Source organism: Microbacterium phoenicis (genome assembly GCF_047302325.1).
Classification (GTDB): Bacteria; Actinomycetota; Actinomycetes; order Actinomycetales; family Microbacteriaceae; genus Microbacterium.
On sequence record NZ_CP154849.1, the window covers coordinates 2,707,702 to 2,722,042 of the forward strand.

The window sequence follows — 14,341 nt, forward strand, 5'->3', positions numbered from 1 at the left end:
TCACGCGACGAGCACTCGGCCGAGCTCCGTGGTCTCGGCGGTCGTCAGACCGTACGCCTGCAGGTACTCGACGGGGCCGCCGTACCGCAGCCGGAGGTCGTCGAACACGGCGCGCATCGCCTGCGCCGGCGACCGGGTCACGAGATCCTCGAGGTGACGCGCCCTCGGATGCCGCTGCCGGAGATAGCGCAGAACGCCCTCGTTCCGCGCCGTGGGGAGCAGCTCTTCGGTCCGCGCGTAGTCGGCGATGACGGCATCCTCGTCCACGCCGGCGGCCGCGAGGATCAGCGCCACCGAGAGCCCCGTGCGGTCCTTGCCGACGGTGCAGTGCACGAGCACGGGCTGGACCTCGAGCACGGCGCGCGCCGCGTCGACCAGCCGCGATGCGGAACCGTCGACGAGAGCGCGGTACACGTCGTCGAGGGACAGGTCGTCGGCGAAGAACGACGACGCCGACCCCGCGAACATGGGCAGGTGCACCGTCTCGATCCCGAGGTCGTCGACCTGCGAGGGTTCGAACCGCCGCTCCTCGTCGTCGCGCAGGTCGACGATGCGACGGATGCCGAGGCCCGCCACGCGGTCCCTTCCCGCCGTCGTCAGGTGGCCGAGGTTGCCGGAGCGGAACAGCACGCCGGACCGGGTGCGCCCCTCCCCCGCCGGCAGTCCCCCGACGTCGCGGAAGTTGAAGGCGCCGGGGACGTCGACGACGCTCACGGAGCCGGCGACGCGGCGCGGCGCTCGGGAACCGGGTAGCGGCCGGCGATCGCGATGCGATTGAACGCGTTGATCGAGACGAGCAGCCAGCTGAGCGCGACGTACTCCTCTTCGGAGAGGATGCCGCCGACGCGGTCGTACACGTCGTCCGAGACGCCATCGTCATGGATGAAGACGTACGACTCCGTCAGCTCGAGCGCCGCACGCTCGCGCTCACTGAAGACACCGGATTCGCGCCAGACGGGGAGCTGCGCGACCACGTCGAGGGTGAGCCCCGCCTTCGCACCCCGATCGGAGTGGACGCGGACGCAGTACGCGCAGCCGTTGAGCTGGGATGCGTGGATGAGCGCGAGCTCGCGCAGCCGGGCATCTATCCCCGCCTCGGCTGCGAGATCCCCGACGGTCTTCGCGAACGCTTCGAGGGCGTCGTACGCCGGGCGCGCGGCCCGGGCGAGGTGCACACGGCGGTGATCGCTCATGTCGTCACCCTAGTCGCGGCATCCGCACCCGGCATCGGTCACAATGGGGATCGTGAGCGACGCCGCCTTCGACGAGTTCTCCTTCCTCCCCGCACAGGCGGCTGACATCGGCGTGCCCGTGACCGAGACGCACCGTGTGACGCACCGCTTGTCCGACGGCCGTGAGATCAGCGCACTGCGCTTCGGCGATCCGGAGGCCGCACCGGAGGTCACCTTCCTGCACGGTGCGGGGCTCAACGCGCACACGTGGGACACGACGGTCCTGCACCTGGGCCTGCCCGCACTGGCCCTCGACCTGCCGGGCCACGGAGACTCCTCCTGGCGGGACGACGCGCGGTACACCGGCGAGAGCATCGCCGCCGACATCGCGCCCGCCGTCCGGGAATGGACGAACGGCCGCCGACAGGTCCTCGTCGGTCACTCGCTCGGGGGCCTCACGGCCGCAGCGCTCGCCGCGCGGCATCCGGACCTCGTCCGCTCGCTCGTCGTCGTCGACATCTCCCCCGGGATCGATCCGAACGGCGCGGCGTCCTCCATCCGGGCGTTCTTCGCCGGTCCGACCGACTGGGCGAGCCGGGACGAACTCGTCGACCGCGCGCTGTCGTTCGGGCTCGGCGGCACGCGCGAGGCGGCCACCCGGGGCGTCTTCCTGAACTCCCGGGTCCGCCCCGACGGCCGCGTCGAGTGGAAGCATCACTTCGCCCGCCTCGCGAACCGACTCGCCGCCGACCCCGACGCGGCGAGCGCGGTCGATGCCGCGCAGCGCGCGGAGGCCGACGTGCTCTCGTCCGCCGGCTGGGAGGATCTCGCCGCCGTCACCGCGCCCGTCACCCTGGTCACGGGAACCCGAGGATTCCTCACCGACGCCGACCGCGCCGAGTTCCTGCGCCGCGTTCCGCAGGCGCGCCACGTCGAGCTCGACACGGCGCACAACGTCCACGAGGAGCGACCCCAGGACCTCGCGGCGCTCGTGCGGTCGAGTCATGACGGCCCGTGACCGAACTCCTCGCGCGGGACTCTAGGCTGTAACGCGCACCGAGCACCGCGATGGGCCGGCGTCGACGTCGACGCCCATCGACGCCGAAAGGACCCCCCACTCACATGCTTCGCCGCACCGCTTTGGCCGCCACGGCGCTCCTCGCCGCCGGAGCCCTGCTCCTGTCGGGCTGCACCGGCTCGCAGCCGGCTCCCTCCGGATCCGCGGGAACCCCCGACCCCGACGCGACCGTCAACGTTCGCCTCGTGCTCGAGCCCGGCAACCTCGACATCCGCGAGACCGCGGGGTCCGCCCTCGACCAGATCCTGATCGACAACGTGTACCAGGGCCTCGTCTCCCGCACGCCCGACCAGGAGATCGTGCCGGCGCTCGCCAGCGACTACGAGGTCTCGGCCGACAAGCTCACCTACACCTTCACGCTGCGCGAGGGCGTGACCTTCCACGACGGTCAGCCGCTCACCCCGCAGGACGTCGTCTGGTCGCTGACGCAGGTGCGTGACACCCCGACGTACCGCGACTCGGCGCGCCTGGCGAACGTCTCGGACGTCGCCGCCGACGGTCAGAAGATCACGCTGACGCTAAAGGCCCCCGACTCGACCCTGCTCTGGAGCCTGACCGGCCGCGCCGGTCTGATCCTCAAAGAGGGCGACTCCATCGACCGTAAGACCGCGGCCAACGGTACCGGCCCGTTCCGGCTCGCCGACTGGCGAGAGGGCGACAGCATCGTCTTCGAACGGTTCGCCGACTACTGGGGAACCCCGTCGTCCGCTGCCGAGGTCGTCTTCTCGTATGTGAGCGACAACCAGTCCGCGCTCAGCGGCGCCCTCGCCGGCGAGTTCGACGTCCTGAGCGGCTTCGACGCGAACCTGAAGGATCAGGTCGAGGCCACCGGCGACTTCTCGCTCGAACTCGGCGACTCGACCGACAAGGGCACGCTCGCCTTCAACCAGGCCTCGGGCCCGCTGGCCGACGCGCGCGTGCGCAAGGCGATCCGGCAGGCCATCGACAAGAACTCGATCGTCGAGGCTCTCGGCGCGGGCAAGACGATGTACGGTCCGATCCCCTCGCTCGACCCGGGCTACGAAGACCTGTCGACCGTCGCTCCCTTCGACCCCGAGGCCGCACGGCAGCTCCTCGCCGAGGCGGGGGCCGAGAACCTGTCCCTGACGCTGACGATCCCCTCCGCGTACGGCACGACGGTCCCGCAGATCCTCGTCTCGAACCTGCGCGACGTGGGCATCACCCTGAAAGTGAACCCGGTCGAGTTCCCCACCTGGGTCAACGACGTCTACGTCAATAAGGACTACCAGCTGAGCTTCGTCCTCCACACCGAGGCACGCGACTTCGAGAACTGGGCGAACCCCGACTACTACTTCACGTACGACAACCCCGAGGTGCAGAAGCTCTACGCGGAGGCCGTCGCCTCGACCGACGACGCAGCCGCCGCCGATCTGCTGACGCAGGCCGCGCGCATCGTCTCCGAGGACGACGCGGCCGACTGGCTCTACAACGGGCAGTCCGTCCTCGCCGTCGCGTCGAACGTCAGCGGGATGCCGACGGTCAATGTGAACGAGCGCCTGAACGTCGCCGAGCTGGCCAAGAGCGAGGGGTGATCCGCTACGCGCTGACGCGACTGGCCCTGCTGGTGCTGGGCCTGTTCGTCGCCAGCGCGCTCATCTTCACCACCCTCCGGATCCTGCCGGGTGACATCGCGCAGCTGATCGCCGGGGTGAACTCGACCCCGGAGCAGCTCGCCGGCATCCGCGAACGGCTGGGACTCGATCGGCCGCTCCCCGTCCAGTACGGGGAGTGGATCGGCGGGGTCCTCTCCGGCGACCTCGGGCAGTCCCAGCTCACCGGCACGCCCGTCGTCTCGGAGCTGCTGCAGAAGGCGGAAGTGACGGTGCCCCTCGGCATCCTCTCGTTCGTCATCGCTCTGCTCGTCGCACTGCCCTTCGGCGTGCACGCGGCGGTGCGCCGGCACCGTCCGGACGGCGTCGCCGTGTCGGTCGGCGCGCAGGCCCTCGCCGCCGTGCCCGTCGTGTGGGCGGGCATGATGCTCGTCGTCGTCTTCGCGGTGTCCCTGGGGTGGCTCCCGGCGCAGGGCTTCCCTCGCGCGGGCTGGGCGGACCCTGCGGCGGCTTTGCGCGCTCTCGTCCTCCCCGCCGTCACGATCGGCGTCGTGGAGGGCGCCGTGCTGCTGCGGTTCGTCCGCTCGGCGACCCTGCAGGCGATGGGCCAGGACGTCGTGCGGACCGCCGCCGCGAAGGGCCTCACGCGCACGCAGGCGCTCCTTCGTCACGGGCTCCCGAGCGTCGGCCTGTCGGTCGTCACGGTGCTGGGCGTTCAGGTCGCCGGGATCATGGTCGGCGCCGTCGTCATCGAGCAGCTGTTCAGCCTGCCCGGGATCGGGCGGATGCTCGTCGAGGACACCGGCAACCGCGACCTCGTCAAGGTGCAGGGCGAACTCCTCGTCCTCACGGGACTGGTCCTCGTCATCGGGTTCGTCGTCGACCTCGTGCACCGCGTCCTCGATCCGCGCCAGCGAGAGGCAGAGTGATGCGACGACTGCAGTGGGCGGGGCGGGTCTGGGCGTCGGGGACCGGTCGGTTCGGGGTCATCGTGGTCCTCGTAATCGCCGTGACGGCGCTCGTGTCCCTTGTCTGGACCCCCCTCGACCCGCAACGCGTCGACATCGCGAACCGCTGGGCGGCGCCCGGCGCCGCACACCTGCTCGGGACCGACGGGTCGGGACGCGACATCCTGAGCCTCCTGATGGCGGGGGCTCGGACGACAGTGCTCGTCGCCGTGGGAGCCGGTGTCATCGCGACCGTCATCGGACTCGTGCTCGCAGCCCTCGGCGCGCTCACGCCGCGACCCGTCCGCGAGGGGGTCACGGTGATCGTGGACATCCTCATCGCCTTCCCGGTGCTGCTGATCGCGATGATGATCTCGGCGGTGTGGGGCGGATCCCTGCTCGTCGTCATCGTGTCGGTCGGCATCGGGTTCGGCGTCAACATCGCCCGCGTCACCCGTCCCGAGCTGCGTCGCATCCTCCGGAGCGACTTCGTCCTCGCCGGGCGCGCCTCGGGGCTGACCCCGACGCAGAACCTCTGGCGCCACCTGCTCCCGAACGTCGCCCCCGTCTTCATCGTGCAGCTGTCGTGGGGCATGGCCGTCGCGGTGCTCGCCGAGGCCGGTCTCTCGTACCTCGGGTTCGGCGCGCCGCTGACCCAGCCGTCCTGGGGACTGCTCCTGGCCGACCTGCAGCGCTTCATCAGCGTCCATCCGCTGTCGGTTCTCTGGCCGGGTCTCGCCATCACGCTGACCGTCCTCGGCTTCAACCTCCTCGGCGACGCGCTCCGCGACGCCACGGATCCCACCCTGTCCCGCGGCTCAGCACCGCGCGGCGCCGAACCTCCCGCGGCGGTGACGGCATGACGCTCTCGCTCTCCGGACTCACGATCGACATCGCCGGTCGTCGCGTCGTCGACGGGATCGACCTCGAGGTCGGCGACGCCGCGCGCGTGGGCCTGATCGGCGAGTCCGGATCCGGCAAATCCCTGACGGCCCTCGCGATCCTCGGCCTACTCCCCGACGGCGCCCGGGTCGGCGGCAGCGTCCGCTGGGACGGCCGGGAGCTGATCGGGATGCCGGATCGCGACCTCGCGCGGCTACGCGGCGACGAGATCGGCATGGTGTTCCAGGAGCCCCAGACAGCGCTCAACCCCATCCGGACGGTGGGTCGGCAGATCGCCGAATCGATCCGCATCCATCAGCGCGGTATCTCCCGCGCCGAGGCGTGGGCGCGGGCGATCGACGAGGCGCGTCGGGTGAGGCTCCCCGAGCCCGAGACCATCGTCCGTCGCTATCCGCACCAGCTCTCGGGCGGACAGCGCCAGCGCGTCGCCATCGCGATGGCCCTCGCCTGCCGGCCCCGGCTCCTGATCGCGGACGAGCCGACCACCGCGCTCGACGTCACGATCCAGGCCGAGATCCTGGACCTGCTCCACCACCTCGTCGACGAGGACGGGATGTCGCTCGTGTTCATCACGCACGATCTCGCCGTGCTGTCCCAGATCGCGACCGACGCCGTCGTCCTCGACACCGGCCGCGTCGTCGAGTCGGGGCCGCTCCGGACCCTCCTGCGCTCCCCCGCGTCGCCCGTCACCCAGGCGCTGCTGCGCGACGCGACGGCCACCCTCTGGCGACCGGGAGGCCGCGCATGAGCGAACTGATGCGAGCGCGCGGACTGACGCGCAGACACCGGATGCCGCGGTCCCGACCGTTCGAGCCGGCTCGGTGGACGACCGCCCTCGACGACGTCGACGTCGACGTCCGCGCAGGCAACGCCCTCGGGATCATCGGCGAGTCGGGCTCGGGCAAGTCGACTCTCGTGCGCCTGCTCCTGGGGCTCGACGTGCCGAGCGCGGGGAGCGTCGAGTTCGACGGACGTCCCGTCGACGGATCGGCGCCCGCCCGCTCGCTCCACTGGCTGCGCCGGCGCACCGGCATCGTCTTCCAGGACCCGTACGGGTCGCTCGATCCCCGGATGAGCGTCGGGCGCATCGTCGCAGAGCCTCTCTCCGCACTCGAGATCGCCGGCGACCACCGTGCGCGCGTCCGCGAGGTGCTGAGCGACGTGGGCCTGCCCGCCGATGCCGCCGAGCGGTTCCCGCACGAGTTCTCGGGCGGTCAGCGTCAGCGGATCGCTCTCGCTCGCGCGCTCGTCCACCGCCCCGACGTCCTCGTCGGGGACGAGCCGCTGTCCGCCCTCGACGTGACGGTCCGGGCGCAGATCCTCGACCTCATCCGCGAGCTGCGCCGGCGGGACGGCCTCACGCTCGTCATGGTCTCGCACGACATCGGGGTGGTGCAGAACCTCTGCGACGACGTCGTCGTCATGACCGAGGGCCGCGTCGTCGAGGAGGGCCCGACCGAGAAGGTGCTGCTCGAACCGCAGGTCGCCTACACGCGCCGGCTGCTCGCCTCGATCCCGGTCATCGACCCGCGGGACCGGTAACGAGACGTCACGCTGTCGGCGGCTGGCGCTAGCGTGGCGACATGCACGCCATCGTCCCGCCGTACCTGCTCGCCCGTCTCGCGGCCGCTCCGGCCGAACGATTCCCGCACGCCGTCGCCGCCGCCCGCGCGACCCTGGCGGTCCCCCGCGCCTACGCGCCGATGCGCGGCCACCTCGATCTGTCGGTCGAAGGGGACTCGCTGGTCGTCTCAGCCGCTCCTGATCCCGACCGGCTCATCTCCGACGCCGAGAACCGCGAGGAACTGCCGGGCCGGCCCGCCCGCGCCGAGGGGGCGGACGCGACCGGCGACGCGGCGGTCGACGAGGCCTATGACGGGCTCGGCGCGACGTTCACGTTCCTGTGGGAGGCCTTCGAGCGCGTCGGTCTCGACGGACGCAGCGGCTCGCTCGCCGCCACGGTCCACTACGGTCGCGCCTACGACAACGCGTTCTGGGACGGCGAGCGCATGGTGTTCGGCGACGGCGACGGCGAGGTGTTCGCCGGTTTCACGCGCTCGCTCAGCGTCATCGCGCACGAGCTGGGCCACGGCGTGATCGAATCGGCCGGCGGCCTGGATTACTCGGGTCAGTCCGGCGCGCTCAACGAGTCGATCGCCGACGTGTTCGGTGCGCTCACCGATCAGCACCACAGGGGTCAGACAGCGGATGCCGCCACCTGGCTCGTCGGCGCCGAGATCTTCACCGACGCGGTCACGGGCTCCGCCCTCCGCTCCCTCGCCGCCCCCGGCACCGCGTATGACGACGACGTGCTCGGCAAGGACCCGCAGCCCTCGCACATGCGCGATTTCGTCGAGACCTCCGGCGACAACGGCGGCGTGCACATCAATTCCGGCATCCCGAACAAGGCATTCCACCTCGTTGCGACCGCTCTCGGCGGCTACGCCTGGGAGCGCGCCGGTCGCATCTGGTACCTCACCCTCGTCTCGGGCACCCTCTCCGCCGCCGCCACCTTCGCGCAGTTCGCCTCCGCCACTGCCGAGACGGCGGCGCGGGAGTACGGTGAGGACTCTGAGGAGGCCGTCGCCGTCCGCACCGCGTGGGCGAGCGTCGGAGTCGTGGAGGATGCCGCACCCCGTTGATCCGCTGACGATCGTCGTCGTCCGCACCGGCGGATTCGCCGGACTCCGTCGCGCGTGGCGCGTCGAGGTCGCGGGGACCGACGCGGAGGCCTGGCTGCCGCTCGTCGACGCGTGCCCGTGGGAGGAACCCCCGGCATCCGCTCCCGGCGCGGACCGATTCTCGTGGGAGGTCGCGGCCATCCACGGCGACGCGGATCGCCGAGCGGTCGTGGGCGATGCCACCGGTCCCTGGCGCGCGCTCATCGACCGCGTGCAGGCCGACGGTGCGGCCGTGCGCCCCGCCGACCTCAGCGAGAACGCAGGCGGGTGAGGAGCGTGTCCTTCTTCTTCGGGTTCAGGTGCTTCTGCAGGTAGATCGTGCCGAGCGAGCGCCCGAACTTGAAACCCACCTTGCCCATGCGGCCGACCTCGACGAAACCCAGCCGCTCGTGCAGGGCGAGGGAGGCTTCGGCTCCCTTGTCGCTGACGACGGCGACCATCTCGCGGATGCCCTTCTCCTCGCACGCGGCGATGAGCCCCTCCAAGAGGGCCCGGCCGAGGCCCTTTCCTGTCGCCGCCTGTCCCAGATAGATCGAGTTCTCGACGGTGTAGCGGAACCCGCTCTTGCCCGCCCACGGCGAGACGAGACCGTAGCCGAGGATCTGCCCGGTCGGCGACACCGCGACGAGGAACGGCAGACCGAGCTTCGAGAGATAGTCGAACTTCTCGACCCACTGCTTGTGGGACCAGCGCTTCTCGTCGAAGGTGACGACCGAGTTCGCCACGTAGTGGTTGTAGATCTCGCGCACGTCGGCCATATCGGTGCGGACGGCGGGGCGCAGTTCGAACGAGAACCCCCGCTCGGGTTCGGGACGACGGCGGAGGTGACGGGGAAGGCGACGGCGATCGCGCTCGTATTCGTCCTCCAGCATGCCGCCAGCATACGGCTCAGTCGGGCAGTCGCCAGTCGACGGGAGAGGCCCCCTGCGCTTCGAGCAACGCGTTCACCCGCGAGAAGGGTCGCGAGCCGAAGAAGCCGCGCCGCGCCGACAGCGGGGACGGATGCGCCGACTCGACGCGCGGGGTGTCACCGAGCATCGGGACGAGGCTCGCGGCATCCTTGCCCCAGAGCACGGCCACGAGCGGTTCGGGGCGGGCGACGAGTGTCGAGATCGCGTGCGCCGTGACGCGCTCCCACCCCCAGCCGCGGTGCGAGCCGGCTTCACCGGGCGCGACGGTCAGGACGCGGTTGAGCAGCATGACGCCCTGCTCCGTCCACGCCGACAGGTCGCCGTGCGACGCGGGAGGGATGCCGAGATCGCTCGACAGCTCGGCGTAGATGTTGCCGAGGCTCCGCGGCAGCGGACGCACGTGCCGGTCGACGGCGAACGAGAGACCGATCGGGTGCCCGGGCGTCGGGTAGGGGTCCTGACCGACGACGAGCACGCGGACCGCGGAGAGCGGGCGTGCGAACGCGCGCAGCACGTGGTCGCCCGCGGGCAGGTAGCCGCGCTCGTCGTCGCGCAGCCGGTCACCGAGCGCCGCGATATCGGAGGCGACGGGGGCGAGCGCCTCGGCCCACTCAGGGTGGATCAGCCCGCCCGCGGCGAGCTCGTCGAGCGAGCGACCGCTCATGCCCCTGCGGGCAGGCCCGCGTCCTCTTCTGCGACGGAGCCGCGGAACGACCAGGGGAAGTCGATCCAGAGATCCGTCTCACGCCACGAGTAGTCGGGCGACGCGACGGAGCCGGGCTTCGTGTAGATGCAGACCGAGCGGACCTCCGCACCGGCGTCCCGGATCAGCTGCACCGCGAGGGCGAGCGTCCGGCCGCTGTCGGCCACGTCATCGACCAGAAGCACGCGCTTGCCGTCGAGGGCGCCGAGGTCGAGATCGGGAGGCAGAATCTCGGGCGCATCGAGCACCGTCCCGACCCCCGTGTAGAACTCGACGTTCAGCGCTCCGCAGCTCTTGACTCCGAGGCCGTACGCGACCGCCCCCGCCGGCAGCAGGCCGCCTCGAGCGATCGCGACGACGATGTCGGGCGCGAACCCGTCCGCGACGATGCCTCGCGCCAGGTCACGGGTCGCCCCGCCGAAATCATCCCAGGTCAACGTCTCGCGTTCGGCGGCCACCGGCATCCCTTCGTCCATGGATCCTCAGACTACGACCTGCGGGACGGCGGCCCGCTCCAGCGCTAGGCTCGCGCTCGTGACCGGGATCCCGCCCTCCTCCGCACCGTTGCTGCGCTCGTCCGCCCTGCGTTCCTCCGCCGCGGGGATCACGGCGGGACTCATCGGGTGGTTCATCGTCGTCGAGATCGTCAGCGGGATCCTGCAGGGGTTCTACGTCCCCCTGTTCAGCGACATCGTCATCCACCTCGGGATCCGGGATGCGGACGTGAACTGGTTCGAGGCGGGTCAGCTCCTGCTGAGCGCCCTCGTCGTCCCGATCCTCGCCAAGCTCGGCGACATGTTCGGGCACAAGCGCATCCTGCTCGTCGCCGCGGGGCTGACCGCCCTCGCCTCGTGGGGACTCGTCTTCGCGGACTCGTTCTGGACGTTCCTCCTGTTCTGGTCGCTCCAAGGCTTCTACGTCGTGTGGCTGCCCCTCGAGGTCGCCCTGATCTTCGAGCGCGGCAGGCAGCAGAACCGCGGCGTCTCCCTCACCCGCCGCGCGGCGGGGCTGCTCGTCGTCGGGCTCGAAGCGGGGGCCATCGTCGGCGCCCTCGCGGCCGGACGCATCTACGCGGCGACCGGCGACCTCGCCCTCACCCTCATGGCGCCCGCTATCGCCGTCTCCCTCGTCGTGGTGGTCATCTGGCTGTGGGTGCCCGAGTCCACCCCGAGCGGCGAACGGCGCCTCGACACCGTCGGGGTGATCCTCCTCGCCTGGGGGCTGCTGCTCGTGACCGGAGCCCTCGCGTGGATGAGGCTCATCGGGGAGCTCGGGCTCGGCGCGGGGACCTGGCTCGGCGTCGCCGCACTGTTCCTGCTCGGCGTCGGCGTGCTCGTGTGGTTCGTCCGTCACGAGCTGAGGCACCGGCATCCCGTCATCGACATGCGCGTCCTCGCCCGGCCAGACATGTGGCCCGTCCAGGCCACCGCGTTCCTCATCGGCATCAGCCTGCTCGGAGCCCAGGGACCGCTCTCGACCTACGCGGGGACGGACTCGTCCCTGGGCTACGGTCTGGGCCTCGACGCCACCGAACGCTCCTACGTGATCGGGCTGTACCTCGTCTCGCTCATCGTGGGTGCGGTGCTGTTCGCGATCACGTCGCGGCGCATGCGTCCCCGCGTCGCGCTCATCGCCGCGGCCGCGCTCGTCGGCGTCGGCTACGCCCTGTTCCTGCCATTCCACGTGGAGGTCTGGCAGGTGCTGCTGAACCTCTCGATCGCAGGCATCGGATGCGGCGCCCTGGTAGGAGCGATGCCGGCAGCCGCCGCCGCGGCCGCACCGTTCGGCAAGACGGGCGAGGCATCGGGGATGACGAACACGACGAAGACGATCGGCGGCGCGTTCTCGTCCGCCGTCTTCGGCGTCGTGCTCGCCGCGGGCGCCGGTGCCGTCGCCGGGCAGACGGCCAGTTCGCTCGGCGGCTACCTCACCGTGTGGGCCGTCTGCGCGGCCGGCGGGTTCCTCGCCGCTCTCCTGCTGCTCCTCGTCCCGAAGGTCGCGTTCGCGGACGCGCCCCCTGCAGGCTGACGCGGCTCAGCTCTCGACCGTACGCGGGCGCAGCGGCCCACGGGCCAGCAGATGCTGCGCCGACTGCGCGACCGGACGCATCGTGATGAGGTCGAGGTTGACGTGGCCGGGGGCGTTCAGCGCGTACGCGATGACGTCCGCGACATCCGCCGCCACCAGCGGCTGATCGACGCCGTCGTAGACCTTCTCGGCAGCCGCACGGTCGCCGCCGAGACGGTTGAGGGAGAACTCCTCGGTCTGCACCATGCCGGGCGCGACCTCGACGACGCGGATCGGCTCGCCGTTCAGCTCGAGCCGCAGTGCGTGCACGAGCATCGCCTCGCCCGCCTTCGCCGCGTTGTACCCGGCCCCGCCGGGGTAGGCGGTCTGAGCGGCGGTCGAGGTGACGTAGACGGCGTCGGCGTGGCCATCGGCATCGGCCGCACGGCGCAGGTGCGGCAGGAGGGCGGAGGTCACGAGCTGCGCCGACAGCACATTGACCTCGAACATCCAGCGCCAGTCGTCCGGGTCGCCGTCCTCGACGCGCTGGGTTCCGCGCGCACCGCCGGCGACGTGGACGAGAGCGTGGACCGGCCCGGTGTCCTCCAGGTGCGCGGCGAGCGCTTCGACATCGGCCTCGCTCGCAAGGTCTGCGGCGTAGGACCGGGACCCGACCTCGGCGTCGAGGGCCTCCAGCCGGGCCGCGCGACGGGCGACGCCGACGACGTCCCACCCACTCGCGCGGAGCGCGCGGACGACCGCTTCGCCGATCCCCGAGCTCGCACCGGTCACCACTGCACGTCGATTCGCCATGCGCTCAACGCTAGTGACTCACGGGGCGCCGGCGGACCACGGCAGGTTACGCTCCGTGTCCCCTTCCGTTGTCCTCCCGCGGCGCGGCTCGTAACGTCGGTGTCGGGCCCGCGGCATCCGTCGCCGCAGACCACCCACCCGACCACCCACGCAGGGAGCCATGTCATGTCCGCACCCGAGAACTGGCGCTTCGAGACCAAGCAGATCCACACCGGCGCCGCTCCGGACCCGGTGACGAAGGCCCGCGCCACGCCGATCTACCAGACGACGTCGTACGTCTTCGACAACGCCGACCACGCCGCGAACCTGTTCGCCCTCGCCGAGTTCGGCAACATCTACACGCGCATCCAGAACCCGACGCAGGACGTGCTCGAGCAGCGCCTCGCGGGCCTGGAGGGAGGCACCGGCGCCCTCCTCGTCTCGTCCGGCCAGGCGGCCTCGACCTTCGCGATCCTCAACATCGCACAGGCGGGCGACCACATCGTCTCGTCGAGCTCGATCTACGGCGGCACCTACAACCTCTTCAAGTACACGCTCGCCAAGCTCGGCATCGAGACGACGTTCGTCGAGAACCAGGACGACGCCGAGGAATGGCGCCGCGCGGTGCGCCCGAACACGAAGCTCTTCTTCGCCGAGACGATCGGCAACCCGCAGATCAACGTCCTCGACATCCGGACGGTCGCCGACGTCGCCCACGCCTCCGGCGTGCCGCTCATCGTCGACAACACGATCGCGACCCCGTACCTGATCCGCCCGTTCGAACACGGCGCCGACATCGTCGTCCACTCGGTGACGAAGTTCCTCGGCGGCCACGGCACGACCATCGGCGGCGTCATCGTCGACGGCGGCTCGTTCCCCTGGTCGGAGCACTCCGAGCGATTCCCCGGCCTCACCACGCCCGACGAGTCGTACCACGGCGCCGTCTACACCGCGGCCGTCGGCGACGCCCTCGCCTACATCATCAAGGCGCGCGTGCAGCTGCTGCGCGACCTCGGCTCCGCCATCTCGCCGCAGAGCGCGTGGAACCTCATCCAGGGTGTCGAGACGCTGTCGCTGCGCATCGAGCGTCACGTGCAGAACGCGCAGGAGATTGCGGAGTGGCTCGAGAACCACCCCGACGTCGCCTCGGTGAACTACTCGGGCCTTCCGACCTCGCCCTGGTACGCCGCAGCGAACCGCTACGCCCCGAAGGGTGTCGGCGCGGTCCTGTCGTTCGAGCTGAAGGGCGGTGTCTCCGCCGGCCGCGAGTTCGTCAACGCGCTGAGCCTGTTCAGCCACCTCGCGAACATCGGCGATGTCCGCTCGCTCGTCATCCACCCGGCATCCACCACCCACTCGCAGCTGACACCGGAGCAGCAGCTCACCTCGGGCGTCACCCCGGGTCTCGTCCGCCTGTCGGTGGGCCTCGAGAACGTCGAGGACCTGAAGGCCGACCTCGACCAGGCCCTCGCCGCCGCGCGCCGCCACTCGGAGGCCGCGCGCGCCTGACCTCCTCTCCTCAGGAGAACGACACCCCGTCCGGGTCACCGCGGCGGGGTGTCGCGCGTCCGGCCCG

At 71.1% G+C, this 14,341-nt stretch carries 16 protein-coding genes; 10 read left to right on the forward strand and 6 right to left on the reverse strand.

All coding sequences use genetic code 11. The features are described 5' to 3' along the window. Together ABCU91_RS13380 and ABCU91_RS13385 are read right to left on the reverse strand one after the other, a co-directional pair. Positions 1 to 714, reverse strand: a complete 714-nt coding sequence (locus tag ABCU91_RS13380; protein WP_413354100.1) for a tyrosine-protein phosphatase — start codon at positions 712 to 714, stop codon at positions 1 to 3. Further along, a complete protein-coding gene (locus tag ABCU91_RS13385; RefSeq protein WP_413354101.1) occupies positions 711 to 1,193 on the reverse strand; it encodes a carboxymuconolactone decarboxylase family protein in 483 nt (160 codons plus the stop codon). The genes ABCU91_RS13380 and ABCU91_RS13385 overlap by 4 nt, the downstream gene beginning before the upstream one ends. A 43-nt stretch (positions 1,194 to 1,236) precedes the next feature. Here ABCU91_RS13385 and ABCU91_RS13390 point away from each other — a divergent pair, with 43 nt between their 5' ends. The 8 genes from ABCU91_RS13390 (at position 1,237) to ABCU91_RS13425 (ending at position 8,623) form a co-directional block, all read left to right on the forward strand. Further along, a complete protein-coding gene (locus ABCU91_RS13390) occupies positions 1,237 to 2,190 on the forward strand; it encodes an alpha/beta fold hydrolase (RefSeq protein ID WP_413354102.1) in 954 nt (317 codons plus the stop codon). A gap of 104 nt (positions 2,191 to 2,294) precedes the next feature. After that, the gene (locus ABCU91_RS13395) at positions 2,295 to 3,803 is read left to right on the forward strand and encodes an ABC transporter substrate-binding protein (protein ID WP_406923669.1); all 1,509 of its coding nucleotides are present in this window, start codon (positions 2,295 to 2,297) and stop codon (positions 3,801 to 3,803) included. Further along, entirely contained in the window at positions 3,800 to 4,750 is a 951-nt protein-coding gene (locus ABCU91_RS13400; protein WP_413354103.1) for an ABC transporter permease, read from the forward strand. Before ABCU91_RS13395 ends, ABCU91_RS13400 begins: the two co-directional genes overlap by 4 nt. Next, positions 4,750 to 5,631 carry an ABC transporter permease gene (locus ABCU91_RS13405; protein ID WP_413354104.1) on the forward strand — a complete coding sequence of 294 codons (882 nt, stop codon included), beginning with the start codon at positions 4,750 to 4,752 and terminating at the stop codon, positions 5,629 to 5,631. Before ABCU91_RS13400 ends, ABCU91_RS13405 begins: the two co-directional genes overlap by 1 nt. Beyond that, complete coding sequence (locus ABCU91_RS13410) at positions 5,628 to 6,419, forward strand: ABC transporter ATP-binding protein (protein ID WP_413354105.1); 792 nt, start codon at positions 5,628 to 5,630, stop codon at positions 6,417 to 6,419. Before ABCU91_RS13405 ends, ABCU91_RS13410 begins: the two co-directional genes overlap by 4 nt. Continuing rightward, positions 6,416 to 7,213, forward strand: coding sequence for an ABC transporter ATP-binding protein (locus ABCU91_RS13415; RefSeq protein ID WP_413354106.1), 798 nt, complete (start codon positions 6,416 to 6,418; stop codon positions 7,211 to 7,213). The genes ABCU91_RS13410 and ABCU91_RS13415 overlap by 4 nt, the downstream gene beginning before the upstream one ends. A gap of 41 nt (positions 7,214 to 7,254) precedes the next feature. Further along, positions 7,255 to 8,313, forward strand: coding sequence for a M4 family metallopeptidase (locus tag ABCU91_RS13420; protein WP_406923664.1), 1,059 nt, complete (start codon positions 7,255 to 7,257; stop codon positions 8,311 to 8,313). Next, complete coding sequence (locus tag ABCU91_RS13425; protein WP_406923663.1) at positions 8,297 to 8,623, forward strand: protealysin inhibitor emfourin; 327 nt, start codon at positions 8,297 to 8,299, stop codon at positions 8,621 to 8,623. The genes ABCU91_RS13420 and ABCU91_RS13425 overlap by 17 nt, the downstream gene beginning before the upstream one ends. Here ABCU91_RS13425 and ABCU91_RS13430 read toward each other — a convergent pair. Genes ABCU91_RS13430 through ABCU91_RS13440 form a run of 3 tightly spaced genes read right to left on the reverse strand, consistent with a single transcriptional unit; the run spans position 8,601 to position 10,442 of the window. After that, the gene (locus ABCU91_RS13430) at positions 8,601 to 9,224 is read right to left on the reverse strand and encodes an N-acetyltransferase family protein (RefSeq protein ID WP_406923662.1); all 624 of its coding nucleotides are present in this window, start codon (positions 9,222 to 9,224) and stop codon (positions 8,601 to 8,603) included. The two genes, ABCU91_RS13425 and ABCU91_RS13430, sit on opposite strands and share 23 nt — an antisense overlap. A 16-nt stretch (positions 9,225 to 9,240) precedes the next feature. Next, a complete protein-coding gene (locus ABCU91_RS13435) occupies positions 9,241 to 9,927 on the reverse strand; it encodes a uracil-DNA glycosylase (RefSeq protein ID WP_406923661.1) in 687 nt (228 codons plus the stop codon). Further along, on the reverse strand, positions 9,924 to 10,442 hold the full coding sequence (locus ABCU91_RS13440; protein WP_413354108.1) for a phosphoribosyltransferase: 519 nt from the start codon (positions 10,440 to 10,442) through the stop codon (positions 9,924 to 9,926). Before ABCU91_RS13440 ends, ABCU91_RS13435 begins: the two co-directional genes overlap by 4 nt. A gap of 106 nt (positions 10,443 to 10,548) precedes the next feature. Here ABCU91_RS13440 and ABCU91_RS13445 point away from each other — a divergent pair, with 106 nt between their 5' ends. Then, positions 10,549 to 11,994 carry an MFS transporter gene (locus ABCU91_RS13445; protein WP_413355412.1) on the forward strand — a complete coding sequence of 482 codons (1,446 nt, stop codon included), beginning with the start codon at positions 10,549 to 10,551 and terminating at the stop codon, positions 11,992 to 11,994. A gap of 6 nt (positions 11,995 to 12,000) precedes the next feature. Here the strand turns inward: ABCU91_RS13445 and ABCU91_RS13450 are convergent, their stop codons facing one another. Beyond that, positions 12,001 to 12,786, reverse strand: a complete 786-nt coding sequence (locus ABCU91_RS13450; protein WP_413354109.1) for an SDR family oxidoreductase — start codon at positions 12,784 to 12,786, stop codon at positions 12,001 to 12,003. A gap of 165 nt (positions 12,787 to 12,951) precedes the next feature. Between ABCU91_RS13450 and ABCU91_RS13455 the strand changes: the two genes are divergently transcribed. Then, positions 12,952 to 14,274 carry a bifunctional o-acetylhomoserine/o-acetylserine sulfhydrylase gene (locus tag ABCU91_RS13455; RefSeq protein ID WP_413354111.1) on the forward strand — a complete coding sequence of 441 codons (1,323 nt, stop codon included), beginning with the start codon at positions 12,952 to 12,954 and terminating at the stop codon, positions 14,272 to 14,274. The last annotated feature ends 67 nt before the right edge of the window (positions 14,275 to 14,341 follow it).

What these genes read in the sequence shown, in the direction of transcription:
- ABCU91_RS13385 (WP_413354101.1), bottom strand. Translation starts at nt 1,193, where the DNA reads ATGAGCGATCACCGCCGTGTGCACCTCGCCCGGGCCGCGCGCCCGGCG.
- ABCU91_RS13390 (WP_413354102.1), top strand. Translation starts at nt 1,237, where the DNA reads ATGGGGATCGTGAGCGACGCCGCCTTCGACGAGTTCTCCTTCCTCCCC.
- ABCU91_RS13395 (WP_406923669.1), top strand. Translation starts at nt 2,295, where the DNA reads ATGCTTCGCCGCACCGCTTTGGCCGCCACGGCGCTCCTCGCCGCCGGA.
- ABCU91_RS13405 (WP_413354104.1), top strand. Translation starts at nt 4,750, where the DNA reads ATGCGACGACTGCAGTGGGCGGGGCGGGTCTGGGCGTCGGGGACCGGT.
- ABCU91_RS13410 (WP_413354105.1), top strand. Translation starts at nt 5,628, where the DNA reads ATGACGCTCTCGCTCTCCGGACTCACGATCGACATCGCCGGTCGTCGC.
- ABCU91_RS13415 (WP_413354106.1), top strand. Translation starts at nt 6,416, where the DNA reads ATGAGCGAACTGATGCGAGCGCGCGGACTGACGCGCAGACACCGGATG.
- ABCU91_RS13420 (WP_406923664.1), top strand. Translation starts at nt 7,255, where the DNA reads ATGCACGCCATCGTCCCGCCGTACCTGCTCGCCCGTCTCGCGGCCGCT.
- ABCU91_RS13425 (WP_406923663.1), top strand. Translation starts at nt 8,297, where the DNA reads ATGCCGCACCCCGTTGATCCGCTGACGATCGTCGTCGTCCGCACCGGC.
- ABCU91_RS13430 (WP_406923662.1), bottom strand. Translation starts at nt 9,224, where the DNA reads ATGCTGGAGGACGAATACGAGCGCGATCGCCGTCGCCTTCCCCGTCAC.
- ABCU91_RS13435 (WP_406923661.1), bottom strand. Translation starts at nt 9,927, where the DNA reads ATGAGCGGTCGCTCGCTCGACGAGCTCGCCGCGGGCGGGCTGATCCAC.
- ABCU91_RS13440 (WP_413354108.1), bottom strand. Translation starts at nt 10,442, where the DNA reads ATGGACGAAGGGATGCCGGTGGCCGCCGAACGCGAGACGTTGACCTGG.
- ABCU91_RS13450 (WP_413354109.1), bottom strand. Translation starts at nt 12,786, where the DNA reads ATGGCGAATCGACGTGCAGTGGTGACCGGTGCGAGCTCGGGGATCGGC.
- ABCU91_RS13455 (WP_413354111.1), top strand. Translation starts at nt 12,952, where the DNA reads ATGTCCGCACCCGAGAACTGGCGCTTCGAGACCAAGCAGATCCACACC.